General features: G+C 65.1%; 23 protein-coding genes. 7 read left to right on the top strand and 16 right to left on the bottom strand.

The window, feature by feature from the left end; translation table 11 throughout:
- Positions 1-70 precede the first annotated feature (70 nt).
- From U0023_RS20965 to U0023_RS20900, 14 genes are all read right to left on the bottom strand, one after another.
- Entirely contained in the window at positions 71-2,470 is a 2,400-nt protein-coding gene (locus U0023_RS20965; protein WP_040638381.1) for a bifunctional diguanylate cyclase/phosphodiesterase, read from the bottom strand.
- 373 nt (positions 2,471-2,843) lie between these two features.
- Positions 2,844-3,587, bottom strand: a complete 744-nt coding sequence (locus tag U0023_RS20960; RefSeq protein WP_009491064.1) for an SDR family NAD(P)-dependent oxidoreductase — start codon at positions 3,585-3,587, stop codon at positions 2,844-2,846.
- Positions 3,588-3,595: 8 nt separating this feature from the next.
- Positions 3,596-5,083, bottom strand: coding sequence for an amidophosphoribosyltransferase (gene purF / locus U0023_RS20955; protein WP_009491065.1), 1,488 nt, complete (start codon positions 5,081-5,083; stop codon positions 3,596-3,598).
- Between the two features lie 215 nt (positions 5,084-5,298).
- A complete protein-coding gene (locus tag U0023_RS20950; RefSeq protein WP_009491066.1) occupies positions 5,299-5,901 on the bottom strand; it encodes a CvpA family protein in 603 nt (200 codons plus the stop codon).
- Positions 5,902-6,079: 178 nt separating this feature from the next.
- Positions 6,080-6,334 carry a hypothetical protein gene (locus tag U0023_RS20945; protein ID WP_009491067.1) on the bottom strand — a complete coding sequence of 85 codons (255 nt, stop codon included), beginning with the start codon at positions 6,332-6,334 and terminating at the stop codon, positions 6,080-6,082.
- A 435-nt stretch (positions 6,335-6,769) separates the two neighbouring features.
- Positions 6,770-7,969 (bottom strand): cadherin domain-containing protein, encoded by a 1,200-nt coding sequence (locus tag U0023_RS20940; RefSeq protein ID WP_009491068.1) that lies wholly within the window; start codon positions 7,967-7,969, stop codon positions 6,770-6,772.
- A 157-nt stretch (positions 7,970-8,126) separates the two neighbouring features.
- On the bottom strand, positions 8,127-9,527 hold the full coding sequence (gene radA, locus U0023_RS20935; RefSeq protein ID WP_009491069.1) for a DNA repair protein RadA: 1,401 nt from the start codon (positions 9,525-9,527) through the stop codon (positions 8,127-8,129).
- Positions 9,527-10,693 (bottom strand): alanine racemase, encoded by a 1,167-nt coding sequence (gene alr, locus U0023_RS20930; protein ID WP_009491070.1) that lies wholly within the window; start codon positions 10,691-10,693, stop codon positions 9,527-9,529. Before alr ends, radA begins: the two co-directional genes overlap by 1 nt.
- A complete protein-coding gene (locus U0023_RS20925; RefSeq protein WP_009491071.1) occupies positions 10,690-12,183 on the bottom strand; it encodes a replicative DNA helicase in 1,494 nt (497 codons plus the stop codon). The genes alr and U0023_RS20925 overlap by 4 nt, the downstream gene beginning before the upstream one ends.
- 348 nt (positions 12,184-12,531) lie before the next feature.
- Entirely contained in the window at positions 12,532-13,098 is a 567-nt protein-coding gene (gene rplI / locus U0023_RS20920) for a 50S ribosomal protein L9 (protein ID WP_009491072.1), read from the bottom strand.
- Between the two features lie 23 nt (positions 13,099-13,121).
- The gene (locus U0023_RS20915; RefSeq protein ID WP_009491073.1) at positions 13,122-14,084 is read right to left on the bottom strand and encodes a DUF2232 domain-containing protein; all 963 of its coding nucleotides are present in this window, start codon (positions 14,082-14,084) and stop codon (positions 13,122-13,124) included.
- A 130-nt stretch (positions 14,085-14,214) separates the two neighbouring features.
- Positions 14,215-14,472: a 30S ribosomal protein S18 gene (rpsR, locus tag U0023_RS20910; RefSeq protein ID WP_009491074.1), complete on the bottom strand. Its 258-nt coding sequence runs from the start codon at positions 14,470-14,472 to the stop codon at positions 14,215-14,217.
- A 2-nt stretch (positions 14,473-14,474) separates the two neighbouring features.
- On the bottom strand, positions 14,475-14,876 hold the full coding sequence (gene rpsF, locus U0023_RS20905) for a 30S ribosomal protein S6 (RefSeq protein WP_009491075.1): 402 nt from the start codon (positions 14,874-14,876) through the stop codon (positions 14,475-14,477).
- 614 nt (positions 14,877-15,490) lie between these two features.
- Complete coding sequence (locus U0023_RS20900) at positions 15,491-15,634, bottom strand: hypothetical protein (protein WP_154661010.1); 144 nt, start codon at positions 15,632-15,634, stop codon at positions 15,491-15,493.
- A 239-nt stretch (positions 15,635-15,873) separates the two neighbouring features.
- On the opposite strand from U0023_RS20900, the gene U0023_RS20895 reads away from it, so the two are divergent.
- The 5 genes from U0023_RS20895 to era are packed head-to-tail and all read left to right on the top strand — an operon-like array spanning position 15,874 to position 19,622.
- On the top strand, positions 15,874-16,632 hold the full coding sequence (locus U0023_RS20895; protein ID WP_009491078.1) for a pyridoxine 5'-phosphate synthase: 759 nt from the start codon (positions 15,874-15,876) through the stop codon (positions 16,630-16,632).
- Positions 16,629-17,027 (top strand): holo-ACP synthase, encoded by a 399-nt coding sequence (gene acpS / locus U0023_RS20890; protein WP_009491079.1) that lies wholly within the window; start codon positions 16,629-16,631, stop codon positions 17,025-17,027. Before U0023_RS20895 ends, acpS begins: the two co-directional genes overlap by 4 nt.
- Positions 17,028-17,068: 41 nt before the next feature.
- The gene (lepB, locus tag U0023_RS20885; RefSeq protein WP_009491080.1) at positions 17,069-18,007 is read left to right on the top strand and encodes a signal peptidase I; all 939 of its coding nucleotides are present in this window, start codon (positions 17,069-17,071) and stop codon (positions 18,005-18,007) included.
- Positions 18,008-18,010: 3 nt separating this feature from the next.
- Positions 18,011-18,721, top strand: a complete 711-nt coding sequence (gene rnc / locus U0023_RS20880) for a ribonuclease III (RefSeq protein ID WP_009491081.1) — start codon at positions 18,011-18,013, stop codon at positions 18,719-18,721.
- Positions 18,708-19,622 (top strand): GTPase Era, encoded by a 915-nt coding sequence (gene era, locus U0023_RS20875; RefSeq protein ID WP_009491082.1) that lies wholly within the window; start codon positions 18,708-18,710, stop codon positions 19,620-19,622. Before rnc ends, era begins: the two co-directional genes overlap by 14 nt.
- Here era and U0023_RS20870 read toward each other — a convergent pair.
- Together U0023_RS20870 and U0023_RS20865 are read right to left on the bottom strand one after the other, a co-directional pair.
- Positions 19,619-21,367, bottom strand: a complete 1,749-nt coding sequence (locus tag U0023_RS20870) for a methyl-accepting chemotaxis protein (protein ID WP_009491083.1) — start codon at positions 21,365-21,367, stop codon at positions 19,619-19,621. The genes era and U0023_RS20870 overlap by 4 nt on opposite strands.
- A gap of 269 nt (positions 21,368-21,636) precedes the next feature.
- Positions 21,637-23,481 carry an OmpA family protein gene (locus tag U0023_RS20865; RefSeq protein WP_245272906.1) on the bottom strand — a complete coding sequence of 615 codons (1,845 nt, stop codon included), beginning with the start codon at positions 23,479-23,481 and terminating at the stop codon, positions 21,637-21,639.
- Positions 23,482-23,679: 198 nt separating this feature from the next.
- On the opposite strand from U0023_RS20865, the gene recO reads away from it, so the two are divergent.
- On the top strand, positions 23,680-24,411 hold the full coding sequence (gene recO / locus U0023_RS20860; protein WP_040638267.1) for a DNA repair protein RecO: 732 nt from the start codon (positions 23,680-23,682) through the stop codon (positions 24,409-24,411).
- Between the two features lie 67 nt (positions 24,412-24,478).
- The gene (gene parC / locus U0023_RS20855; RefSeq protein WP_009491087.1) at positions 24,479-26,725 is read left to right on the top strand and encodes a DNA topoisomerase IV subunit A; all 2,247 of its coding nucleotides are present in this window, start codon (positions 24,479-24,481) and stop codon (positions 26,723-26,725) included.
- The last annotated feature ends 2 nt before the right edge of the window (positions 26,726-26,727 follow it).

The following is a 26,727-nucleotide window of genomic DNA, read 5'->3' as shown; positions in this document are numbered from 1 at the left end:
GTCCGGTGTAACTGTCCGCAACCCTCCTGGCCGGGAAGCATGCTTCCCGGCCGGGATGCGCCGGGATGGCTCAATCTCCGACCGCCCGCATGAGCGGCTTCGGCTGCACCATGAACTCGTCGGTAATCAACTGCATGAATTCCATGATGGGCGCCGGGCGGCCGAACAGGTAGCCCTGCGCTTCCGCGCAGCCCTCGAGGCCGAGGAAGCGCAGTTCCTCGGATGTCTCGACGCCCTCGGCGATGACGGGAAGCCCCAAGCCACGGCCGAGTCCGAGCACGGCCCGTACGATGGCGGCGGCCTGCGGGTTCGCGTGAACCGCCTGGATGAAGGAGCGATCGATCTTGATCTTGTCGAACGGGAAGGCGCGGAGATTCGAGAGTGAGGAATAGCCCGTGCCGAAATCGTCCATGGCGATGTTGACTCCGATTTCCTTCAGCCTTTGAAGGGAGAGCAGCGCACGGTTCGGATCGCGGATCAGGGCCGTCTCGGTGATCTCGATCTCGAGCCGCTTCGCGGGCAGATTCGTCTGCTCCAGGATGGCCTGGACGAATTCGACGAAGCCGTCACTGGTCAGCTGCAGCGCCGAGACATTCACCGCGACGCTCAGCGGCCGCTTCCAGCTCGCGGCCTCCCGGCAGGCTTCCCGCATCACCCACTCGCCGATCTTCAGGATCAGTCCGCTCTCTTCGGCGATCGGAATGAACAGCGCCGGCGAGACGCTGCCGCGCGTCGGGTGGTTCCAGCGCAGGAGGACCTCGAACCCGTTGACCTCGCCCGTATCGACCTGCGCCTGCGGCTGATAGGCGAGGCTCAGCTCGTTGTTGGCGATCGCACTGCGCAGGTCGTGCTCGATGCTGCGGCGTTCCCGGATCTGGGCCCCCATGGACGCTTCGAAGAACCGGTAGGTGCCCTTGCCCTCCGTCTTGGCACGATAGAGGGCCGCGTCGGCGCTGGAGAGGAGCTCCGTGCGGTCCTTCCCGTCGGAGGGATAAAGCGCGATGCCGATGCTGACCGACACGAGACCGATGGGAACGCCTTCCTCGTCCCATTTCAGGGCTTTGAGAAGCGCATCGGCCAGTTGCCCGGCCTGGGTCGGGTTGGTCACGTGAGGGGCGATGATGGCGAACTCGTCGCCGCCCAGCCGCGCCAGCATCTGCCCGTCCACGAGAGCCGAGGAGAGATGTTTCGCGATATCCTGAAGCACCCGGTCGCCGGTGGCATGGCCATAGAGATCGTTGACGTCCTTGAAGCCGTCGAGATCGAGGCACAGGAGTGCCATCTGCCGCTTGGTTCGCCGATGCAGACGGATCTCGCGGTCGAGGCGATAATCGAAGCTCGTGCGATTATCGAGTCCGGTGAGCGCATCGTGATGGGCCAGATAGCGGATCCGGGCCTCCGCGTCCCGGCGATCGCGAAGATCACGGAAGGCGACCACGTTGTGCGGGGTGCCGTTGTAGGTGATCTGCCGGGCGATCAGCTCGACGGGGAGGAGAGTGCCGTCCGCATTCCGCAGGTCGGTTTCGACCGCCTGTCCCGGCCAGCCGAACAGCGTGTCACGCTTGGCGCTGTCGGGAACCCACGCGGCGAGGGACTGGCCGGCGATCTGTTCGGACGTGAGACCGGTCAGACGTGCGAAGCTCTGGTTGACCGTCACGATGGAATCCCCGTCGCAGAGGACGAGGCCCTCGACCGCCGCGTCCGTGAGGTCGCGCATGCGCTGCATCTCCAGGGAGGCGCGGCGGCGTTCCCGGATGTCGAGGCTCAGGGCGAGGACGGCAAGCAGCAGAATCGAGAGGCTGACGAAAGCCACGCCGCTGGCGAGCCATTCGGTATGGATGGCCGAGGGCGAGAGCGCGATGCTGGGATCGGGCGTGATGCTGACGGCCCCCATGGCGGTGAAATGATGGCTGCAGATTGCGATCGTGAGCAGCAGCGCGCCGACGAGTTTGACTCCGCGTGATGAACCCTTGAGCGTGGTCGCGAGAGCCGCCGCCCCGAGGAGGCCTCCCAGCAGGATCGACGCTGCCACCAGCGCGGAATCCCATGCGATGATGCCGGCAACCTCGAAGGCCGCCATGCCGGTGTAGTGCATCACCGCGATGCCGCCGCCGACAACGGCGCCGCCGATCCAGGGGGCGAGAGCAAGACGCGACAGCAGGGCGGTGCCGACACCGATTCCCGTCAGCATCACGGCCGCGATCAGGGAGACGATCGTCAGCGTGACGTTGTAGGCGGTCGGCAGCGACGGGGAGAAGGCTAGCATCGCGATGAAATGCGTCGCCCAGATCCCGAAGCCGGTCGAGGCGGCGGCGATGGCCAGCCACGCGAATTGACCGCGGCCGTGCGTGCGGCGCGCATGATGGAGCAGATTGATCCCCGTCAGCGACGCCAGCGCACAGACCAGGGCCGCCAGGGCGACGAGCCGGAGATCGTGCTCGGAGACGATGCAGTCGTAGACGGTCAGCATGGTGAGCCTTTGCAGATCGCCCGCCGCGCCGATGTCGTCGCGCGGAAGGAGTTCTGGCCGGAAACGGAAATGGGGAAAGGTCATCCGGGCTCTTACCGGTATGGCGGGACGGCATCATGCCTTTGGATCGGCATCATCGACGTGAGCCCCAATCCGCCAAGGATTTCGGGACATTGTCCCGCCCCGTAAGATGAGGCTTCGCCCCCGCAAGTCAACGAACGAGGGACCGGACGGAAAGCCTATCGGGAAGCACAGTTAACGGCGCCCACGAGCGGCGTGGATGCGAAGATGTCGCGCTCGTGAAAAGCGAGATCACCGGCACGAGGCCGGTGATGACGTGGGGGTGTGAAGATCAGCCTTGCCCGGCCAAGTCTCAGGCCGGCATCTGCGGCTCGATGATCCGTCCGTCCTGCGTGAAGTCGTAGATCTTGCCGGTCTGGGTCCACGAAGGAAGAGCGAGCTTCACGATATGCGGCGCGAGGTCTTCGGGCGTTTTCAGGGTCAGCGGATCCTCGCCGGGCATCGCCGTACGGCGCATGGCCGTGCGGAGCGGACCGGGATTGAGCAGCATGGCCCGCACGGGAGTCGTCTCCGTCTCGGCCGCATAGGTGCGCACCAGGGCTTCGAGAGCAGCCTTCGACACGGAATAGACGCCCCAATAAGCCTTGTGCTTGTGGGCGGCTCCGGACGTGATGAAGATGGCGCGGCCGGCATCCGAGGCGCGCAGCAGCGGATCGAGTGAGCGGATGAGGCGATAATTGGCCGTCACGTTGACCGCCATCACCTCGTCCCACACGGGCTGGTCGATATGGGTGATCGGCGCAAGCTCGCCGAGCTGGCCCGCATTGCCGAGCAGGATGTCGAGCTTGCCCCAGCGCTCGTAGATCGCGGCGCCCAGGCGGTCGAGGGCGTCGAAATCCTTCAGGTTCACCGGCACGAGAGTGGCCGAGGCGCCCTTGGCGCGGATTTCGTCGTCGAGGGATTCGAGTGCGCCTTGCGTACGGGCGAGCGCGATCACGTGGGCGCCGGCTTCGGCAAGGGCGAGCGCCGCCGCGCGGCCGATGCCGCGCGAAGCGCCGGTGACGACCGCGACGCGGTTCTGGAGAGGCTTGTCCATGGGAATTCTCAGTCGGCTTCGGCCAGAACGGCGAGACGGCGCGGCGTCGCGACGGCGAGGTCCGTCAGCGGCGTCGGGTAATCTCCCGTGAAGCAATGATCAGTGAATTGCGGCTGCGCCGGGTTGCGGCCCTTCTCGCCCATCGCGCGATAGACGCCCTCGATCGACAGGAAGGCAAGGGAATCCGCCCCGATATACTGGCGCATCTGCTCCAGATCGTGGGTGGCGGCGAGGAGCTTCTCCTTCTCCGGCGTGTCGATGCCGTAGAAGTCGGGATGCGTGATCGGCGGGCTGGAGATGCGGAAATGGACTTCCTTCGCTCCGGCCTCGCGCATCATGCGCACGATCTTCACCGAGGTGGTTCCGCGCACGAGGCTGTCGTCCACGAGCACGATCCGCTTTCCGGCAATCGCCGAGCGGTTGGCCGAGTGTTTCATGCGCACGCCGAGTTCCCGCACCGACTGGGTCGGCTGGATGAAGGTGCGGCCCACGTAATGGTTGCGGATGATGCCGAGTTCGTAGGGCAGGCCGCAGGTCTGGGCGTAACCCAGGGCAGCCGGCACGCCGGAATCGGGCACCGGGATCACCACGTCGGCATTGGCCGGCGATTCCAGGGCGAGCTCGCGCCCCATGCCCTTGCGGACCTCGTAGACGCTGCGGCCATTCACGACGGAATCGGGGCGGGCGAAATAAATGTACTCGAAGATGTCCGGGCGGGCGGTCTGCTCCGGGACGAAGCGGAAGGACTCGATGCCCTCGTCCGAGATCACCACGCATTCGCCGTTCTCGATGTCGCGGACGAAACGGGCGCCGATGATGTCGAGCGCGCAGGTCTCGGAGGCGAGAATGTACCGGCCGTCGAGCTCGCCGAGCACCAGCGGGCGGATGCCCAGCGGGTCGCGGGCGCCGATCAGCTTCTTATTCGTGAGCGCCACCAGGGCATAGGCGCCCTCGAGCTTCTGGATGGCTTCCACGAAGCGGTCGATGACCCGGTCCTTGCGGCTGCGTGCCACGAGGTGGACGATCACCTCCGTGTCGGTGGTGGATTGGCAGATGGCACCGTCACGGATGAGGTTGCGGCGAAGGGTCAGGCCATTGGTCAGGTTGCCGTTATGGGCAACGGCGAAGCCGCCGCCGTCGAGTTCGGCGAAAAGGGGCTGCACGTTGCGAAGGACGGTCTCGCCGGTTGTCGAGTAGCGGGTGTGGCCGATGGCGGAGAGGCCTTCGAGGCGTTCGATGGTCGCCCGGTCGGAGAAGTTGTCGCCGACGAGGCCGAGCTTGCGCTCCGAGTGGAAGACCGATCCGTCATAGGAGACGATGCCTGCCGCCTCCTGGCCGCGATGCTGGAGGGCGTGGAGCCCAAGCGCCGTGATGGCGGCGGCATCCGGGTGTCCGTAGATGCCGAAGACACCGCATTCTTCGCGCAGGGTATCGCCGTCGAGGTCCAGGTTCACCTGCTTCGGGGTGACCTGCCACGTCTCAGACAAAGCAGACATGATCATACCTTTGGGATTCGCGCCCCCACCGGCGCCGCCCTTATGTAGTCGGCATTCGACTAAACGCCAATGGCTATTCTGCCGCTGTCGGAAACGTGAAGCGGGATCGGATGCAAATGCAGGTTTGCACATTCGTCTTCGATCCAGGTTCTCTTAAGTCCGCGCAGCGGCCTACGCCGGAAAGCGAACCTCTTCTCGTCCGTTCGTCGGGCGCCTCAGCTGCGACGCTGCGGCGGCTGCGGGGCGGGAGCCGCAGGGGCCGCCGGGCGCTGAGGATCGGGCTCCGCCGGTTCGGTCTCGGCCGGCGCTTCCTTGTTGCGCAGGCGCTGGAGCAGGGCCTCGGCATTTTCGGGCAGCATGGCGATGATGTTGTCGCGGGTGTTCTCCATAGCCGGACGAGTGCGCGAGGAGGCCGCCCATTCGGGCTCCTTGCCTTGGAGAAGCCAGCCGAGGAATGCCCAGCCGATCACGCAGATCAGGAAACCGCGCGCGGCGCCGAAGAAGAGCCCGAGCGTCCGGTCGAGGGCGCCGATGCGGGAATCGAGGATCAGATCGGAGACCTGCACCGTGATGATCGACACGATGATCAGCGTCACGACGAAGATGCCGCCGATGGCCGCCACGAGCGCCACCGTATTGCTGCTGATATACTGATGCGCGATCGGCAGGGCGGTCGGATGCAGGTACCAGGCCGCAGCGGCCGCGACGACCCAGGCCACGATGGCAAGCACCTCGCGGGTGAAGCCGCGCACTGCAGCAAGAAGAGCCGAGATCAGGACGATACCGATGACGACGAGGTCCAGAACGGAAACGGGCATGGGCCGGGCCTACGCAAAATGACAGGAATGAAGCCGCCTTCGCGGGTTTGGAGCCTGGCTCTATAGCGTTAACAAAGGCTTTCGTCACCCTTGCAGTGGGACCTGCGGCAGGAGGGCCAGGGCAAAACGGCCCGCCCAATCAAAAAACCCGGCGATTTGCCGGGCCGAAGCCACGTCGTTAGATGAGGATCAGATCACCGGCCTTGAAGTTGAAAAGGGTCTCCGTCGTCGAATCGAGAGCGGGAGACTTGAACTCCGTAATGTCGAAGCTGCCTTTCTTGGCGAGGCTCGGACTGCTGATCTCAGTGATGTCGAAGCTGCCCTTCTTGGCCAGGCTGGGAGTGCTGAACTCGGTAATGTCGAAGCTGCCCTTTTTGGTGAGACTCGGGCCGTCGAGCGCGGAAGCCGGAGCATTCGAGAGGTTCTTCGCCATCTTCATCCCCACAGGTTTGGAGCTCGCCCGACTTTATGACCGGTAGCTCGCCGACTGACACGATATACTGTTGTATCGTGACAATAATCCGTCAAGCGGTATTTCGTCCTGCCCGAACGGCATTCTGTTCTTTCATTTCGTGCCTCGTCCCATTCTCATTCCCGCAAGGATATCTGTCACATGGATGGTGGAAGAGATCGTCAGCCGGAGATGCCGCGTGGTTTTGTCCACATGAGTCGCTGAAGCCTCGGATGAGCCGTTCCTCCGGGTCCGCCCGATGTCTGGAGCGGCACCCGACCGACGACCCGAGGCACGGCGCGTCCTCCGCCAATGCAAGGAATGGACCAGCGAGGGCACCCGTCCGCCATGATCGTGCAGACATGAAAAAGCTCCGGCGAGTGCCGCCGGAGCCGCAAAAGCCGATGATGCTCGACCTCAGATGAAGAGGAAGTCGTTGAAGGAGAGGGCCGCCCCCGGCTTCAGCTTGAGGATCTCGACCGGCTTCGCGCCGCCTGATCCGTCGACATCGAGATAAACCGTGCCGTTCTTCTTGTTGTAGACGACGTAATCGTTCCCATCCTTGGAGGTGGTTCCGACCGTGAAGAACTTCTTCTCCAGCTTGCCTTCCTTGAAGACCTTGTCGAGCCCGACCGACGACTTCTTGTCCGGATGCCCCTTCTTGGAGAGGCCGAACAGATCGCTCTTCGAGGCTTTGACCTTGAACGATTTCAGAGCATCCAGATCGAAGAGGATCTTGTCCTCTCCGGATTTGAAATCTCTGATCTGGTCGAAATGACCCTTCTTGAAGGGGCTGTCGAACACGAAGGTGTCAGCGCCGTCGCCGCCGAAGAGGATGTCCTTCCCGCTTCCGCCGTTGATGGTGTCGTTGCCGCCGTTGCCCCAGATCCAGTCGTTGCCGGCGCCGCCATTGATGACGTCGGCCTCCGCGGTGCCGCGGATCTTGTCGTTGCGTGCCGAGCCGCCGACCTCGCTCACGTCCGTGACACTGATCGACAGGGTTTTCTCGAAGCTGAGGCCGCCCATATCGGTCACCTTGACCTTGACCTGAAGCGAGGAGGCCGTCTCGTAGTCGAACGTTGCGCCAGCCGCGACGACGAGCTTGTTGTCGACGATCTGGAAGCGACCGCCTGCGCTCTCGACCAGGGTAAAGGTCGGCATCACGGCAGCCGTAAGCCCAGCCAGATCGGGATCGAGCGCCGTCAGGAGGCCGACCTCCGTGCCGGCCCTTGCGGTCTCGGCAATGGTCGCGTTCGACAGGAGGATATCGGTCGGCGCTTCATTGACGTTGGTGACGTCGATGAGGAACGACTTGTTGGCAACGACCGTCCCGCCGGTGGAGTTGGTGCTGCTGGCGGAGATGGAGATCTCGAAGTGGTTCAGGTCGTCCGTCTCGAAATCGAACAGGCTTCCGCCTGTCTTGACGGCGAGCACGGAGTAGGTCTCGTTGTTTTCCGTCACCCGCTTGATCTCGAAGCGGTCGCTCAGGCTGCTCGCCAGCGTGAAGGTAAAGGTTTCATTCGGTGCGCCGCCCTGGACTCCCAGGCGGCCGATGACGGTGCCGTTTTCCGGGTTTTCGGCGACGTTCAGCGAAGAGAGGGTGGTCGTTGCAGGCATGTTGGGTCCTTCATCCAGCATTGGAAGCCCGGAGACTTCCGGACATGCCCACCAGGAACAGTTCACAATGGGCCAGAAGCAGGTCTCAAATACAGGTTAAATGCAACAAGATATCAACTAGGCCATATGGCCGAGGTGGAAAACGTCGCCGGTCCCGTCACGACGCTTTCCGGCGACGAGCCGCGATCCCGGCGACGAGGTCGGTGATGTGGCCAATGGAAGAGGACGCCAGCGGCAGCTTTTCCTTTTTGGATTTGTCCAAACGCGGTGCTGGTGCCACCGCGCCCGAGAACCCGAGCTTCGCCGCCTCCTTCAACCGCGCCTGCTCCTGGGCAACGGGCCGGATGGCGCCGGACAGGCCCATCTCGCCGAAATAGACCGTGTCCGGCGGCAGGGGATTGCCGGACAGGGACGACACCAGGGCCGCGGCGGCCGCCAGGTCGGCGGCGGGCTCCGTGATGCGCAAGCCACCGGCGACGTTGAGATAGACGTCGTGCATGCCGAGCTTCAGCCCGCCATGGGCCTCCAGCACGGCCAGCACCATGGACAGGCGGCTCTGGTCCCAGCCGACGACGGCCCGGCGCGGAGTGCCGAGGGACGTCGGAGCCACAAGGGCCTGGATCTCGACGAGAAGCGGACGCGTGCCTTCCATCCCGGCGAAGACCGCCGTTCCGGGCGTGGCCATGTCGCGTCCCGCGAGGAAAAGTTCGGACGGGTTGGAGACCTCCCGCAGCCCCTGGTCCGACATCTCGAACACGCCGATCTCGTCGGTAGGGCCGAAGCGGTTCTTGACCGCGCGCAGGATCCGGAAGTGGTGGCCCGTGTCGCCCTCGAAGGAGACCACCGCGTCGACCATGTGCTCGACCACGCGGGGGCCGGCGATCTGCCCGTCCTTCGTCACGTGGCCGACCAGGATCACGGCGGTGCCGGTCGTCTTGGCGAAGCGGATAAGAGCCTGGGCGGAGCCACGGACCTGGGTCACGGTGCCGGGCGCCGACTCCACTGTCTCGGTCCACATGGTCTGGATCGAGTCGATGATGGCCAGTGCGGGCGGGCGACCCTGGCTCAGGGTGGCGATGATGTCCTCGACATTCGTCTCGGAGGCGAGCTCGACGGGAGCCTGGCCGAGGCCGAGGCGTTCGGCCCGCAGGCGCACCTGGGCCACCGCTTCTTCGCCCGAAATGTAGGCGACGCGTTCGCCCCGGTTGGCCAGAGCCGCGGAGGCCTGCATGAGAAGGGTGGACTTGCCGATGCCCGGATCGCCGCCGAGCAGGATGATCGAGCCGTGCACGAAGCCGCCGCCGGTGACCCGGTCGAGCTCGGCGATGCCGGAGGGCGTGCGCGGGGCTTCCTTGGTCTCGCCGGAGAGCCCTTCGAGCGGAAAGATCCGGCCCTTGGCGCGGGACGGTCGCGTGGCGACGGGCCCCGCCATGGGGCTGGCGGAGCCTGCCTCCTCGGCGATTGTGTTCCAGCCGCCGCAGGCCTCGCACTTGCCCTTCCAGCGGTTATAGACCGCGCCGCATTCCTGGCATACGAAGGAGGGGTGACGCTTGGCCATCAGCCCTGGCCTCCGCGATAGACGCGGGCATAGCGCGAACCGAGATTGGTTAGGATCTCATACCCGATGGTGCCGGACCGGCGGCCGACCTCGTCGATGGTCAGGTCGCCGCCGATCAGAGTGACGGTATCACCGCGCCGGATCTGGTTCTCCGGCACTGCCGTGACGTCGATGGTGATCAGGTCCATGGAGACGTTGCCGGCGAAGGGGCAGGGATGGCCCGCCACCAGGGTCATGCCGGCGAGCAGGTTGTCGCCGCTCTTGCCGCGCGCGCTCGCGGACCGCGGATAGCCGTCCGCATAGCCGACGGAGAGGGTCGCGATGCGGCGCTTCTCCAGGGCCAGCCAGCGGCCGTTATAGCCGACCGTATGGTCCGCCTCGACCCAGCGCAGCTGCACGATGCGGGCCTCCAGGCCGATGACCGGTTTCAGGGGATTGTCCCGGTCCGGCGTCGGATTGCCGCCATAGAGCGCATAGCCTGGCCGCACCAGGTCGTAGGGAGGCTTGTCGCCGAGGAAGATGCCCGACGAATTCGGGAGCGAGGCTGGAAGGCCGGGAAGAGACGACCGCACGGCTTGGAAAGCCTCGATCTGCTGGCGGTTCAGCGGGTTGTCGCTCTCCTCGGCGCTCACGAAATGGCTCATCAGGAGCGCGGGCTCGAAATCCTTCAGCTCCGCCCGGTCCTTGAGCGTCAGCCCCTGCGGAACCGTGAGGCCAAGCCGGTTCATGCCGGTATCGACGTGGATCGCGGCGGGGCGCTTCAGGCTCTCAGTCCGGCAGAACCCGGCCCATTCCTCGATTTCTTCGAAGGAGCCGAGGACGGGGCGCAGATTGTGCTCCGCGCAAGTCGGCCCGGTGCCGGCGAAGAGGCCGTTCAGCACATAGATCGTCGCATCCGGCGCCACGGCGCGAGCGCGGATCGCCTCGCTTAAGTGCGCCACGAAGAACGTGCGGCAGCCGGCCTGGGCCAGGGCGGGAACGGCCTTCTCGATGCCGATGCCGTAGGCGTTCGCCTTGACGACGGCGGCCGTCTCCGCGCCGCCCGCGTTGTCGCGAAGGGTACGCCAGTTGGACGCCAGGGCATCGAGGTCGATGTGGAGGAGGCCTCCGGCGGCGTTCTCGGGGATGCCGCCCGGGTCTTCATTCTGGGAGTTATGCTTGGTCAATCGCCAATCCGATCGGGAAGTTTGTCTTCATCCGCAAGGTCGGTGAAGCGGGTGATGTCGGCCTGGAACGCGAGCTGCACGGTGCCCGTGGGACCGTGACGCTGCTTGCCGATGATGACCTCGGCCTTGCCGTGGACCTGATCCATCTCCGCCTGCCACTTGAAGTACTCTTCGGTGCCGGGTTTCGGCTCCTTGTTCTTCAGATAGTACTCCTCGCGGTAAACGAACATGACCACGTCGGCGTCCTGCTCGATCGAGCCCGATTCACGAAGGTCGGAGAGCTGCGGCCTCTTGTCGTCGCGGGATTCCACCTGACGGGAGAGCTGGGACAGGGCGATGAGCGGGACGGACAGTTCCTTGGCGAGAGCCTTGAGGCCGGTGGTGATCTCGGTCAGCTCCTGCACCCGGTTCTCGCCCTTCTTGGCCGAGCCGGACAGGAGCTGCAGATAGTCGACGATGAGGATGTCCAGGCCGCGCTGGCGCTTGAGGCGCCGGGCGCGGGCCGTGAGCTGCGCGATGGAGATGCCGCCGGTCTGGTCGATGTAGAAGGGAATCGACTGCATCTCGCGCGCGGCTTCCGTGATCTTGTAGAAGTCGTCCTCGCGCATGTCGCCGCGGCGGATCTTGTAGGACGGCACGCCCGATTGCTCGGCGATGATACGGGTCGCGAGCTGCTCGGCCGACATTTCGAGGGAGAAGAAGCCGACGATGCCGCCGTTGACGGTCTTCAGGTTGCCGTCCTGCTGCTTCTCGGCCCGATAGGCCTTGGCGATGTTGAAGGCGATGTTGGTCACCAGCGAGGTCTTACCCATGGCCGGTCGTCCGGCCAGGATGACAAGGTCGGACGGCTGCAGGCCGCCGAGAGACTTGTCGAGGTCGATGAGACCCGTCGAGATGCCCGAGAGGGCGCCTTCGCGCTTGTAGGCGGCGGCCGCCATGTCGATGGCGGCCGTGAGCGCGTCGGAGAAGCGCTGGAAGCCGCCATCGGACCGGCCGGTTTCCGCAAGGGAATACAGGCGGCGCTCGGCCTCTTCGATCTGGTCGCGCGGCGAGGAATCCACCGGCGCGTCGAAGGCGACGTTCACCATCTCCTCGCCGATATTGATCAGGTTCCGGCGCACCGCGAGGTCGTAGATCGTGCGGCCGTAATCCTCGGCGTTGATGACGGTCGTCGCCTCGGCGGCGAGGCGCGCGAGATATTGGGAGACCGTGATGCCGCCGAGATCCTGGTCGCCCAGGAAGGTCTTCATGGTGATCGGCGTCGCGACCTTGCCGGCCTTGATCAGGCTCGTGGCGACCTCGTAGATGCGCCTGTGCAGGTCTTCGATGAAATGAGCGGCCTCGAGGAAGTCCGAGACGCGGTAATAGGCGTCGTTGTTGACCAGAATCGCGCCCAGCAGAGCCTGTTCGGCTTCGATGTTGCTGGGGGGCGTCCGAAACTGCGGCTCGGCGGTTTCGAGGCGGGCGATCAGGGCATTGGCGGTGGCCATCTGGCGCTCCGGAAACAGATAAGGGTTTAGAGTCTCTTAGACCGCAATTGGTGTCCTAAAAGTTGCCGGGCGGACACGAAGCCGGGACTCCTCCCGATCTGTCCTCGCTGTCCTCGATTCTCACACCGTTCCTTGTCTCGCGGGCGTCGCACCTTGACTCTTCCACAAGCCTGAAAACGAAAGAAAAACGCTCCCCGTCGAATCGACGGAGAGCGCGATTTTAGAACAAATCAAGAACTAGAGCAATCGGTCCAGCTTGGACCCGCTGTTCCGTCATCACCGGCCGTGTGCCGGCCAGACGTGCAGGGGGCGTTCCCGGCCGCTTCGAGCCGGGAACGATCAACCGACTCAGAGTTCTTCGTCGCCGCCGGCTTCCGCCAGGGCAGCGCCGACCTCGAGACCGAGGTCGTCGAGGTTGGTCTCTTCGCGGGTCGTGACCGACTCGCCGCGAGCCTGACGCTCGGCTTCCTCGGGGCTGCGGGCAACGTTGATCGTCACCTGAACCTCGACCTCCGGATGGAGGGCGACCGGCACGTTGTGCAGGCCGATGGTCTTGATCGGCTGGTTGATCGCGATCTGGTTGCGGTCAACGGTGAAGCCGTTCTGCGTCATGATCTCGGCGAGGTCGCGGGTCGAGACCGAGCCGTAGAGCACGCCGGTTTCGCCGGACTGGCGCAGGATGATGAAGCTCTGGCCGTTCAGCTTCTCGCCGACGGCTTCGGCTTCCTTGCGGCGCTCGAGATTGCGGGCCTCGAGCTGGGCGCGCTGGGTCTCGAAGTGCTTCTTGTTGGCATCCGTGGCGCGCAGGGCCTTGCCGCGCGGCAGGAGGAAGTTGCGGGCGTAGCCGGAACGGACCTTCACGGTCTCGCCCATCTGGCCGAGCTTTGCGACGCGCTCGAGAAGGATCACTTCCATGGTTGTCTCCTTTAGGTTCGTGATCAGGTGGAAAGGGTTGGAGGCGGGTTCGGCCGCGTGCCGAAGCGGCGGCGCAGGCCGAAGACGGTATCGGCGATGCCGAACAGGGCCAGGGCGACCATCAGGATGCCCTGGGTGACGAAAATCAGCACGTACATGGCCGAGAGAATGAACGAGCGGCCCGACTTGCCCCGCGTGCGGTCGTGGATGGCCGCGAGCCCCTGGAGGGCGAAGGCCATCAGGAAGGCGCCCGACAGGGCCATGCCGAGGGCACCGATGAAGCCGTCGAAGCTGGCGATGACGAGCGCGCCGATCAGGACGAGCCCGGCCGAGCGCGGCATCACGAGGTCCGGCACCGGCGCCCAGGGGCGCGGCAGGCGCTTGGATGCCTGGACGATCCGGGCGGCCGCCCAAAGATAGAGCGCAAGGACGGTCGTGAAGCCCTGGGCCGACAGGAAGGGCGTCAGGCGCGCGAAGATGCGGACCAGTTCCTCACGCGTTTCCGCCTCGAGCGCATTGGGTCCGGACGTGGTGAACTGCGTGTCGACGAAGGCCCCGGCGACCGTGCGGGCATTCTGGTCGAAGGCGCCGTAATCGCCGCCCGTCGAGATGATTCCGGCGGCCATGATGGTGAGCGCGGCCGTCCCGGCGATCCAGGCCAGGAGCCGGCCGACCGGATACCATTCCATGGTGCCGTCCGGACCGGGGCGTCCGAGCAGGGCGAGGTAGGACAGCCACCAGGCGGGTAGGGCGGTGATGACCGCGAAGCCCAGGCCGCTGAGCGGAGACAGGATCAGGGCGATCGCGATGCCGCCGACGAGGGCCGCGATGAGGCCGGAGCGGTGATCCCAGCCGAGGGAAACGATCAGGACAGGAATGGGGGCGAGCAGATACAGCACGGCCGCCAGCGGGGTCGCCTTGACGATCACCGCGGTCAGAAGGGCCGATACGAGGCCCGCGCCTATGCCTGTTGCAACAAAATTCATCGTCTCGCTGTCCCGCTGCTCGTCGGCAGGGTTAGGGGCCTGGCCCCAACTGACCCCGCGGGTTCTCACCGCTGGGCGATCTTGGAAAAGGGGAAGGCGGGCCGCGCGAGTCGGCCCGCCAAAGTCTTGATTAGCGGATCACGTAGGGCAGGAGGCCCAGGAAGCGGGCACGCTTGATCGCCTGGGCGAGCTCACGCTGCTTCTTGGCCGACACGGCCGTGATGCGCGAAGGAACGATCTTGCCGCGCTCGGAGATGTAGCGGGACAGGAGCTTCGTGTCCTTGTAGTCGATCTTCGGAGCGTTCGGGCCCGAGAACGGGCAGGTCTTGCGACGGCGGAAGAACGGACGGCGGCCGCCAGCGGCCCCACCAGTAGCACCAAATGCCATGATTAAGCCTCCTCGCCTTCGTTGCCGCCCTCAGGGCCGCCATCGCGCTCACGGCGCTCGCGGTCCTTGCGCTCGTCGCGGTCGCGCTTCTGCATCATCACGGACGGCTCGGTCTCGAGCTCTTCGACCTTGATGGTCATGAAACGAAGGATGTCTTCGTTGATGCGCATCTGACGCTCCATCTCGGCCACGGCCGGGGCCGGAGCGTTGAGGTTGAACATCGTGAAATGCGCCTTGCGGTTCTTCTTGATCCGGTAGGCGAGGGACTTCACGCCCCACATCTCGGTCTTGTCGACGCTGCCGCCGTTCTGCTCGATGACGCCCTTGTACTGGTCGACCATTGCTTCGACCTGCTGCGGGGTGACATCCTGGCGAGCCAAAAAGATATGCTCGTAGAGAGGCATAGTGGGCCTTTCTCAGGTTTGAGGTTCATGCCGTGCACTGTTTTGAGGAGTGTTCCGGCCGTTTCGCGCGTCCGATCGGCGCCAAGCCCTTCGAGCCTGCAAGGCCCGAGCGGTTGTCGAAGGCGGAGACACGGGACGACGGAGCGTGAAACCCCTATGCGGCAAGCCGCACCGTCCGTTCAGCCCCCGGCCGGAGCGAACGCGAAGCGGCGGCTATAGTTGATTTGGGTCGGGAAGGCAAGGCATTATCGATGCCAGGGCGCCCGCCGCCGGACGAACCAGGAGATATACCACTCGGAGCTGGCAATCATCGGTCCGATGACCCCGATCAAAGGAACGAGGGGAATCAGCACAAGAATGAGGGCCAAGCTGGGGGATTTTCTTTTCGTCAAGAGCACAAGGGCCGGTAGAAGAAAGCAGAGAAAGACCAGGATTGCCAAGATGACATAGGCGGCGGATAGCGCCCGGGCCCATGCCGTCGGCATCCCACTGGGACACGATGCCGCCCGCCAAAAAATCCAGCGCGAGCCAGTGTTTCAAAGCCGATGAGAGCGATCAGTAAGGTACGATCCATCTGCTGGGACCTGCCAAGCCGGCGTTAATAGACCCGCATTCTAAAGCACCAGGAGGGCGAAGCCGGGTGCCGTCAGGGTAAGAGCCAACGCGAGCCACAGCATCCTTCGTTTCAGGGCGAGGATGAGGGCGGGCAGCGCGAGCGCAGCAAAGACGACGAGCGGCAAGGCGATGATGGCGCCCATCCATCCACTCCCCGCAAGATTCGGATTTGTGAGGAGCATGGCCAGAAACCGGAGCCAGACAACGGTTTGCAGGCCAAGCAGGATCAGTATGATTGCGCGCAGCATTGGTCACGGCAAAATGATATTAAGTATCATTCATATAGACCCAATGGTCCTGCCGCAATCTCTTTTTGATTGGTAGCCGCAAGTGCCCTGTCTGCCGGCTAGGAAATAAACGTCTCTCTGCTACATAGAGGCCCATGACAGCTCCTCCTCTACGCCTCGGCGTCAATATCGATCACGTCGCGACCGTGCGGAATGCGCGAGGCGGCATTCATCCCGATCCGGTCCGGGCCGCGAACTTGGCCGTGCTGGCCGGGGCGGACGGGATCACCGCTCATTTGAGGGAAGACCGGCGTCATATCCGGGATGCGGATATGTGGCGGCTCAAGCAGGAACTGTTCGTGCCGCTCAACTTCGAGATGGCAGCGACGTCCGAGATGGTAGCGCTCGCCACACGGATCCATCCCCATGCGGCCTGCCTTGTCCCTGAAAAGCGCGAGGAGCGGACCACGGAAGGGGGGCTCGACATCATCGGCGCCCATGCCCATCTGCGTCCGGTGATCCAGGAACTGAAGGGCGAGGGCATCCGGGTGTCGCTGTTCGTCGAGCCGGAAATCGCCGTCATGGATGCAGCCTGCGACCTGCGGGCGCCCGTGGTCGAGCTCCATACGGGGACGTATTGCGAGGCGGTCGCCGATGGGGACGAGGCCAGAATCGCCCATGAGCTGGAGCGCCTGAAGCGCGCGGCCGAGCACGGAGCCGGAATCGGCCTTGAAATCCACGCGGGCCACGGCCTTGCCCTCGACTCCGTGCGCCCGGTCGCGGCCATTCCCCAGATCGTGGAACTCAATATCGGCCATTCCCTGATCGGGGAGGCGATCTTCATCGGGCTCGACGAAGCCGTTCGAGCCATGCGCGTCGCCATGGACCAGGGCCGGGCACAGGTGACGGCGTGATCATCGGCATCGGCTCCGACCTCTGCGACATCCGGCGCATCGAAAAATCGATCGAACGCTTTGGCGATCGGTTCACGCACCGCATCTATACGGAAGGCGAGCGCGCGCGGAGCGACAGGCGGGCCGCCCGTGCTCCTTCCTACGCCCGGCGCTTCGCCGCCAAGGAGGCCTGCGCCAAGGCACTGGGAACGGGGTTGAGCCATGGCGTCTTCTGGCGCGACATGGAGGTGGTCAATCTTCCGACCGGCCGCCCGACCATGCGGCTGACCGGGGGAGCGTTGGAACGCCTGAAGGTGATGACGCCTGCAGGGCACAGGGCGGTGGTCCACGTGTCCCTGACGGACGATCCGCCCCTGGCTCAAGCCTTCGTGATCATCGAGGCGCTGCCTGCATGAGGGGTGACCGCGTTGCGGCAGGCCGCGCCTTAGGTTAGAGCATGCCGCAACAGGACGGATTCCGGCATCCCGACGAGCGGGCCGGAGCAAATACATCAATCGAGAGTGGTTTGCCCTTGGGGCTTAAGTGCAAACCCCTCTCGACTTGCCACCGGACGAAGACGGCCTCCGCCGGGATAGTCCAAGAGCATAGGTCGACGGACGTGAGCGATAAAAGCAGCAAATACGTAGGTAGCAGCGCGAAGAACGAGGAAGGCGGCCTTTGGGAGACCATCAAGGTCATCGTCCAGGCGCTTCTGATCGCGGTGGTCGTACGCACCGTTCTCTTCCAGCCCTTCAACATCCCATCGGGATCGCTGATCCCGACGCTGCTGATCGGCGACTATCTGTTCGTTTCCAAGTATTCCTACGGCTATTCCAAGCACTCGATCCCCTTCAGCCCCAACCTCTTCTCCGGCCGTATCTTCGGCTCCGAGCCGAAGCGCGGCGAGATCGCGGTGTTCAAACTGCCGAAGGACAATTCGACCGACTACATCAAGCGCGTGATCGGCCTGCCGGGCGACAAGATCCAGGTGATCGGCGGCGTGCTGCACATCAACGGTCAGCCGGTCCAGCGCGAGCGCGTCGAGGATTACAAGACCACGGATCTCTACGGCCGCACGATCTCCGTGCCGCAATACAAGGAGACTCTGCCCGGCGGCGTGTCCCATTTCGTCATCGAGCGCGACGGCGACCGCGGCTACTGGGACAACACCAACGTCTACACGGTGCAGCCGGGCCACTTCTTCATGATGGGCGACAACCGGGATAACTCCACCGACTCGCGTGACGAGGCGAGTGTCGGCCAAGTGCCGTTCGAGAACCTGGTCGGCCGCGCCGAGATCATCTTCTTCTCCATCGACGAGAGCGCGTCCCTGTGGCGTCCCTGGGAATGGCCGCAGAAGATCCGCTGGAATCGCCTCTTCGAGCGGATCCAGTAACCCGTGGCACGCCGCAGACCGAACCTCGACGAGCTTCTGAGCAAGCTCGGTTATCGCTTCGAGAAACCCGAACTCCTGGACGAGGCGCTGACCCATGTCAGCGCCCCGCAGGCGGCCGGGCAGAGCTATCAGAGGCTGGAGTTCCTGGGCGACCGGGTGCTCGGTCTCGCGATCGCCGGACTGCTCTACAGGAAGTTTCCCGGCGCGCCCGAGGGCGAGCTTTCGCGGCGCCTCGCAGAGCTTGTGCGGCGTGAAAGCTGCGCCGAGATCGCCATCGCGTGGGATGTCGGGCCTTATCTCAAGCTTGGCGCCGGCGAGGCCCATTCGGGCGAGCGGCGCAACCAGACCATCCTGGCCGACGTCTGCGAGGCGATCATCGGCGCCGTCTTCCTGGACGGCGGCTACGAGGCGGCCTGCGCTCTCGTCGAGCGCTCGTTCCAGTCCCTGCTCGAGGCGCCCCGACGCCCCTTGCGCGACCCGAAGAGCGCCCTCCAGGAATGGGCGCAGGGACAGGGGCTTCCGCCTCCGACCTATTCCGTGGCGGAGCAGACGGGCCCTGACCACGCGCCGAAATTCCGGGTTCTGGTCAAGGTGAAGGGTGCCGAGGGCGAGTTCGGCTCCGGCACGTCGAAGCGCGTCGCGGAACAGGCTGCGGCGCGAAGCCTTCTCATGAGAGAGGGCGTGTGGACGGAGGAAGAGCATGGAACAGCCTGAGCAGACCAACACGAAGGCCGGTTTCGTCGCTCTCATCGGTGCGCCGAACGCAGGCAAGTCGACCCTTCTGAACTCGCTCGTCGGGTCCAAGGTCTCCATCGTGTCGCGCAAGGTGCAGACGACCCGCGCCCTGGTGCGCGGCATCGCCATCGAGGGCGAGGCGCAGATCGTCTTCGTGGACACGCCCGGCATCTTCAAGCCCAAGCGCCGCCTCGATCGGGCCATGGTCACATCGGCCTGGGGCGGAGCCGGGGATGCGGACGTGATCGCGCTCCTGCTCGACGCCCGCAAGGGAATCGACGAGGAGGCCGAGGCGATCCTTGCCAAGCTGCCCGAGCTGAAGCGACCGAAGGTCCTGATCCTCAACAAGATCGACCTGATCGAACGGTCCAAGCTCCTCGAGATGGCCGCGAAGCTCAACGAGACGGTGCCCTTCGCGCACACGTTCATGATTTCGGCCCTCAAGGGCGACGGCATCCAGACCCTCAAGCGCCAACTCGCCGAGATGATGCCGGAAGGGCCCTGGCTCTATCCGGAGGATCAGATTTCCGACGCGCCCCTACGCATGCTGGCCGCCGAGATCACCCGCGAGAAGATCTACGAGCGCCTGCACGAGGAGCTGCCCTACCAGTCCACCGTCGAGACCGACCAGTGGCAGGTGCGCCCGGACGGCTCGGTGCGCATCGAGCAGACGGTGTTCGTCGAGCGCGACAGCCAGCGCAAGATCGTGCTCGGCAAGGGAGGCCAGACGATCAAGGCCATCGGCCAGGCGGCCCGCAAGGAGATCGCCGAAATCGCCGAGAGTCCCGTGCACCTCTTCATCTTCGTGAAGGTGCGCGAGAACTGGAGCGACGATCCCGAGCGCTACCGCGAGATGGGCCTGGAGTTCCCGCGGGGTTAAGCGCGATAGGCCGTTCGCAAGCCGCCCCAGTGCCGTCCGAAAATGCGGATCGGGGCGTCGACCTCCTGCATCATGACGATCTTGCCTCCGCCCATGTCGCGGGCGTAGGACTGGACGACGAAGGGACGGGTGGAACGGCCAGCCGTGATGCCGGCCCTATCGTCGAAGATGCGCCTGTTCCGGGCATTGGCCGCGTTCCATAGCGGATCGCCCGCGCGCTGGGGCTGCGAATAGAGCCTGTTGTGGACCGGGATGTAGCCGTTGCGGTCGATGGCGAGGCAGAAGGCCATGGCCGGGTCGGAGGCCAGAACTCTTTCCAGGAGAGACGGCAGAAGCCGCTCGAAGAGGGGAAGATAGGCCGTCCCGTACTGCGCGGGGTCGGTGTCCGGCAGCAACTTGTAGTCCGTGTCGAACACGGCCTCGCGCGAAACCGAGCCTTCGGACACGGCTTGTTCGATCAGTATCTCGACCTGACGGGCCGTTTCCTGCGCGAGCAGGATGCGCGGCTTATAGGTTGCTTCGGCCTGAGCGATGAAGCTGTCGATGCGGGTACGGGTCTCGGCATCGCTATGATCGAAAGCGCAATGAACGCCCATCGGACTGGTAGCCACGACGCGCAGCCTGACGCGGCCGATCGCCGGCGCCTCGATATCTGCCGACATGCCGACCTCGATGCGCAGATCGGCCGCCGAGGCGATCAGGAGGCCGCCCTGGCTGATGTCGATCAGTCGCGTGGGAGCGCTGCGCCCACCGATGCAGACGGTCGCCGGGCGATCGATGGGGAGCCGATCCGACTGGCGCCGGTCGCCGAGCTCGCTCTGGCGCATGACGGTGACGAACCGCTGTCCCAGAGCCTTGGCAAGCCCGTCCGCCGTCGTCGTGGCCTGATCGGCTTGATGGGCCCTTCGACCGGCATCGAGCGAGATGTTGTTCACGTCGCCGGCATGGCGGCTCACCGTCGCGACGCTGTCCGACGTGACGCTCGCGAGGCGGGATGCTTCGCCGATGGCCGCATTCTGATCGCCGACCGCGTTTCGCACCGTTTCGAAGACGGGGCCGACGCCTTGGATCACTTCAACCACTTCGGTTACGGCGCTCGTGGAGGCTTGGGCCGTCTCGCGCAGATGATCGATCCGCAGGCGGATGTCGTCGGCGGCTCGGGCGGTCTGCGTAGACAGGACCTTCACCTCGGACGCGACCACCGCGAAACCCTTTCCGGCTTCGCCGGCCCGCGCGGCCTCGATGGTTGCGTTGAGCGCGAGCAGGTTCGTCTGCCGTGCCACTGAAGAGATGGTATCCACGATGCCGACGATCTCCGCCGTCGCGGCGGAGAGTTGCGTGATGAGGTGGCTCGCCTTCTGCGCTGCACGGACGGCGTTGTCGACCCGTTCGCTTGCATGATCCATGGCGCGGCCGATCTCGGCCGATGTGGCAGCCAGTTCTTCGGTCGACGAGGCCAGGGCAAGGGTTTCGCCCGAAGCAGTCCTGCACGACGAGGCAAGCTCCCCGGCATGGGCGCGGATCTCCGCCAGATCATTCTCGAGAGCCGCGACATCGGCGGCGGCGACCGCAATGGCCTGAGTGACGCCGTGGATGGCCTTCAGAACGTCGGCCTCCAGTGAATTCATGATCTCGGTGTCCAGACCGCTCTCGCGCTGGACGATCGGCGTCGGCTCCTCCGGGATGATCGGGACGGTATTGTCCAAAGCATCGGCATGTTGAGCACGGCGTAATATGCCGAACATGGTTTGCTCCCCCAATTTGTTTTCTTGACTAAACGTCACCGCGAAAAGGTTAACGAATAAGAAATACTTGAGGGATGTTCTCCTAAGGGCTTAGGCGTTCGGGCAATTTTCGGTGCGTGGGTTCGGTCGGCGCAGGAAAAATGCACCTCGGCTTTCAGCGCCGGGTGCTCCGGCGCGGAAGGCTCATCGATCCGCTCCGAAGTCGCGATCCAAGTCCGGGTGCTTCCAGGGAGAAACCGGGAGGATCCGTCTCCTCCCGGCTCTTTTTATTACTGCTGGTTCTGTCCCTGCAGCAGCGGTGTGATCCGGCGCATCGTCACGCGGCGGTTCTCGCGTTCCGGGCCTTGCGTGTTCACCTTCAGATACTGCTCGCCGTAACCCTGCGTGGTGAGGTTCTCGGCGGGAATCTGGAAGCGCTGCGTCAGGATGGTCGCGACGGTTTCGGCACGCCGGTCGGACAGGGTCAGGTTGTCCTCGTCCGAACCGACCGCGTCCGTGTGACCCTCGACCAGGAAGATCTCGTTCGGGTTGCGGGAGATCGCCTGACGCAACCCGTCAGCGATGCCCCTGAGAGAATCGATCTGATCCGGCGGGAGGTCCCAGGAGCCGAACTCGAAGTTGATGGTATCGACGTCCACGCGGCGCATACGCTCGCGGAGCGGCTGGCTGCGACGGACCTCGTCGAGGGTGTAGGCACGGTCGATGCGCTCCACCGGCGGCGCCGTGAAGGCCCGGACGATATCGGCCTCCGAGGCGCGCTCCGTCTCGACGATGTACTCCTCGCGCGGGATCCGGACGATCGGAGGCGGCATGCGGATGACCTCCTCGTCCACGTATCCGTAGCCCGGGCGGCGATCGATGCCGCTGCGGCGGTTCTCGATGAGCACGACCTCGCGTCCCGCCGGTTCGCGGCGGATGCGGCGGATCAGGTTACCGTCCTGGTCACGCACGGTCTCGATCTGGGAGCCGTCTGGGCGCCGCACGATCGTGACCTCCTCGTCGGCACCGCGCCGCTCGGTGCGGATGTCCGCATCGCGATAGGTCTGGCGGAACCGCTCGGTCTCATCGTGGCGAATGATGACCTGATTGCCCTCGCGGATGATCGTGCGGTTGCCGGGCTCTTCGATGATGACCCGGTCGCCCTCCCGCCGCTCACGGCGCTGGCTGCGCAGATCATCGATACGGACCCGCGACGGATCGAGGGGCTCGGCACGGCTTGGCGCGCCCTGCTGGAATCCAGACCGTCCAGGCACCTGCTGGAACTGCCCGCCGGGAGCCGGAGGCGTCGGCTGCTGCGCGCGGGGTGCAGGAGCTGGCGCCGCAGGAGCAGGGGCGGGAGCCGGCGGGACCGGGGCACGCGGAGGCGCAGACGGAGCCGGCTGAGGGGCCGGAGGCGCAGGAGGCGCAGAAGGCGCGCTGGGCTGTTCCGGGCGCTGGCCGCGGGTGCGGTCGGGGTTCTCCGTGTTGTCGGAGCGGCCCGGGCGCTGGCGCTCCGCCGGCGTGGCGTTGGGAGCCTGCTGGGGAGCCGGAGGTGCTGCCTGTTGCGGGGCCGGCGGAGGCGTAGCCGGCCGGGTCTGGCCTGCGGGAGGCTGCGGCCGGGGACGCTCGGCAGGGGCCTGTTCACGCTCCTGCGGGGCAGGACGCTGCGGTCGGGTTGGTGCTTCTACCGGGGCTTGAGGCCTTTCGGCCGGGGGCTGGGGCCTCTCGGCGGGAGCCTGAGCCGGGCGGGGCGGAGCTGCTTCCGCAGGCGGAGCCGGCCGCTCGGCCGGCGGGCCGGGCTCGCGACGGGGGCGCTGGGCGCCCGGTTCTTCGCCTGGGCGCGGTCCGCCCGGGCCTGCGCCGCGAGGCGGTCGCTGGCCGCGTTCCTCCGGGGCGCCGGGGGCTCCCTGGTCCGGACCACCCTGCCGGCGTTCTTGGCCGGGGCGTCCGCCGCGCTCTCCGTCCGGTCCCTGCCGCCTCTGGCGTGCGCCGGGCGGCAGCTCTTCATCGGTGTCCGGCCCGGCCTGCGCCAGGACAAGGGGTTTTACGGGTTCCGATGGGAGCGCCGAGACATGCATCGGCAGCAGCAGGAGAGGAAGGGCGGTACTCGCAAGAAACAGACGGGAAAGCTTCATGATCCTCAATTCATCATTTGGCAGACTGAAGTCATCGACAATGACGCGCTGCAGGTTTGGTTCCGCAAAAAGGCCGTATTTCAGTTCCGAAACAGAATTTTAGAAGTTCACCGATATCGTTGAAAAACATGGATGAATGCCGCCTGAATGCTTACATCGGGAGTTCAGGAAGCACTCTCGCCGAAGGCAGCCGAGCGGATGCAATGGACTGATGAAGGCGTCGTTCTCGGCGTCCGCAAACATGGGGAAACGAGCGTCATCCTCGAGCTGATGACCCGCGCGCACGGCCGGCATCTCGGGCTCGTCCATGGCGGCCGGTCGAAGAGCCTCCAGGCGGTTCTCCAGCCGGGAAACACCGTGCAGGCGACGTGGCGGGCGAGGCTCGACGACAATCTGGGCGCCTATCAGGTCGAGGGGCTGAACCTGCGCGCCGCGCGACTCATGGGCTCGTCCATGGCCCTCTACGGCCTTGCCACCCTGGCCCACCTGATGCGCTATTTCCCCGAGCGGGATCCGCATTTCGCCCTCTACGAGACCATGACTGTCCTGGTGGACCACCTGGACGATCCCGATCTCGCGCCGCCGCTCTTCGTGCGCTTCGAACTCGCCATGCTGACCGAGCTCGGCTTCGGGCTGGACCTGTCCTCCTGCGCGGCGACAGGCTCGGAACGGGACTTGGTCTACGTGTCCCCGAGGAGCGGGAGGGCCGTCAGTGCCCAGGCCGGCGAGCCTTACAAGGACAGGCTCCTGAAGCTGCCGGGGTTCCTGATCGGCCAATCCAGATCCAACCGGCCGGACGAGGAGGAGATCCGGTCGGGGTTTGCCCTGACGGATTTCTTCCTGCATCAGAACGTCTTCGAACCCCATGGGCGGAGGGCCCCGGAGGAACGGGCGCGTTTCGTCGCACTGGCCACGGCTGGGGACGATTGATGTTTGTTTCTGTTATGTTCTCTTTCGAAGTGATAAAGAAGCGATTCGCAATTGAGGATTTCGAGTAATGGGTAAGCCGGTCAATCCGCCGTCAGGGGGCGAGATCGAGAACATCAATCTCAAGGACGCCCTGGAGGAGCGCTATCTCGCCTATGCGCTTTCCACCATCATGCACCGGGCGCTGCCCGACGCGCGCGACGGCCTGAAGCCTGTCCACCGCCGCATCCTGCACGCCATGCGCCTCCTGCGCCTCGATCCGAAGTCGGCGCCGAAGAAGTGCGCCCGCATCGTCGGCGACGTGATGGGTCAGTTCCACCCGCACGGCGACCAGTCGATCTACGATGCGCTGGTGCGCATGGCGCAGGATTTCGCCCAGCGCTATCCGCTGGCGGACGGGCAGGGCAATTTCGGCAATATCGACGGCGATAACGCGGCCGCCATGCGCTACACCGAGGCGCGCATGACGGAAGTCGCGCGCCTGCTGCTGGAAGGCATCGACGAGGACGCGGTCGATTTCCGCGAGACCTACGACCAGACCAATGAGGAGCCGGTCGTGCTTCCGGCCGCCTTCCCGAACCTGCTCGCCAACGGGTCGCAGGGCATCGCGGTCGGTATGGCGACGTCGATCCCGCCGCATAACGCCGCCGAGCTCTGCGACGCGGCGCTCCACCTGATTTCGAAGCCGAACGCCACCTCCGAACAGCTGATGCAGTTCGTGCCGGGCCCCGACCTGCCGACCGGCGGCATCATCGTCGACACGCCGACCGCCATGGCCGAGACCTACCGGACCGGTCGCGGCTCGTTTCGGGTTCGCGCCCGCTGGGCCAAGGAGGATCTCGGTCGCGGCAACTGGCAGATCGTCGTCACCGAGATCCCCTATTCGGTGCCGAAATCCCGCCTGATCGAGAAGATCGCCGAACTGCTGCAGGAAAAGAAGCTGCCGCTGCTCGCCGACGTGCGCGACGAATCGGCCGAGGACATCCGCGTCGTCCTGGAGCCCCGCGCCAAGACGGTCGATCCGATCATCCTGATGGAATCGCTCTTCAAGCTCACCGAGCTGGAGAGCCGCATCCCGATGAACGTGAATGTGCTCGCCGGCGGCAAGGTGCCGAAGGTGCTCGGGCTCGTGGAATGCCTGCGCGAATGGCTCGACCATCGCCGCGAGGTGCTGATCCGCCGCTCGGGCTTCCGTCTGGCGGCCATCGACCGCCGCTTGGAGATCCTCGGCGGCCTGCTCATCGTCTATCTCGATCTCGACCGGGTGATCAAAATCATCCGCGAGGAGGACGAGCCGAAGGCCGAGCTGATGCGCGTCTTCAAGCTCACCGAGGTCCAGGCGAACGCCATCCTCGACACGCGCCTGCGCAGCCTGCGCAAGCTCGAGGAGATGGAGCTGAAGCGCGAGCAGAAAAACCTGCAGGACGAGAAGGCCAAGATCGAGGAGCTGCTCGGCTCCGAGAAGGTGCAGTGGAAGACCATTTCCGCCGAGATCAAGGAGGTCCGCAAGACCTTCGGGCCCGATACCCCGCTCGGAAAGCGCCGCACCTCCTTCGCAGAGGCTCCGGACACCTCCGACATCGACTTCGCGGAAGCCATGATCGAGCGCGAGCCGATCACGGTCATCGTGTCCGAGAAGGGCTGGATCCGCGCCATGAAGGGCCATCAGGCCGATCTCTCCGGCGTGCAGTTCAAGGGCGACGACGCGTTGAAGACTGCGTTCTTCGCCGAGACCACGTCCAAGATCGTCGTGGTGGCGGATAACGGGCGCTTCTTCACCCTCGACGCCTCGAAGCTCCCGGGCGGGCGCGGCTTCGGCGATCCGATCCGCCTCATGGTCGACCTGGAGGAAGGCGCCGACTTCATCTCGGCCTTCCCGTACCGGGCGGGTTCGAAGCTGCTCGTGGTCGCCACCGACGGGCGCGGCTTCGTGGTGCCCACCGACGAGATCACGGCGAATACCCGCAAGGGCAAGCAGATCCTCAACCTCGATGCGCCGGCCAAGATGGTCGTCTGCGCGGAGGCCGAGGGCGATCACGTGGCGATCATCGGCGAGAACCGCAAGCTCCTCATCTTCCCGATGAAGCAGGTGCCGGAGATGACCCGCGGCAAGGGCGTGCGCCTCCAGCGCTACAAGGACGGCGGCGTCTCCGACGCCAAGGTCTTCAAGCTGAAGGAGGGTCTGACCTGGAAGGACACCTCGGGCCGGACCTGGACGGTGGCCAAGGAGGACCTGCGCGACTGGATGGGCGACCGCACCGAAGCCGGCCGCCTGCCGCCAAAAGGTTTCCCGAAGTCGAACCGGTTCGGGGAGTAGGC

This window comes from Microvirga lotononidis (assembly GCF_034627025.1).
Taxonomy (GTDB): domain Bacteria; phylum Pseudomonadota; class Alphaproteobacteria; order Rhizobiales; family Beijerinckiaceae; genus Microvirga; species Microvirga lotononidis.
Note: the sequence above shows the minus strand (reverse complement) of the source record. Positions and strands in the feature narration are given on the sequence as shown.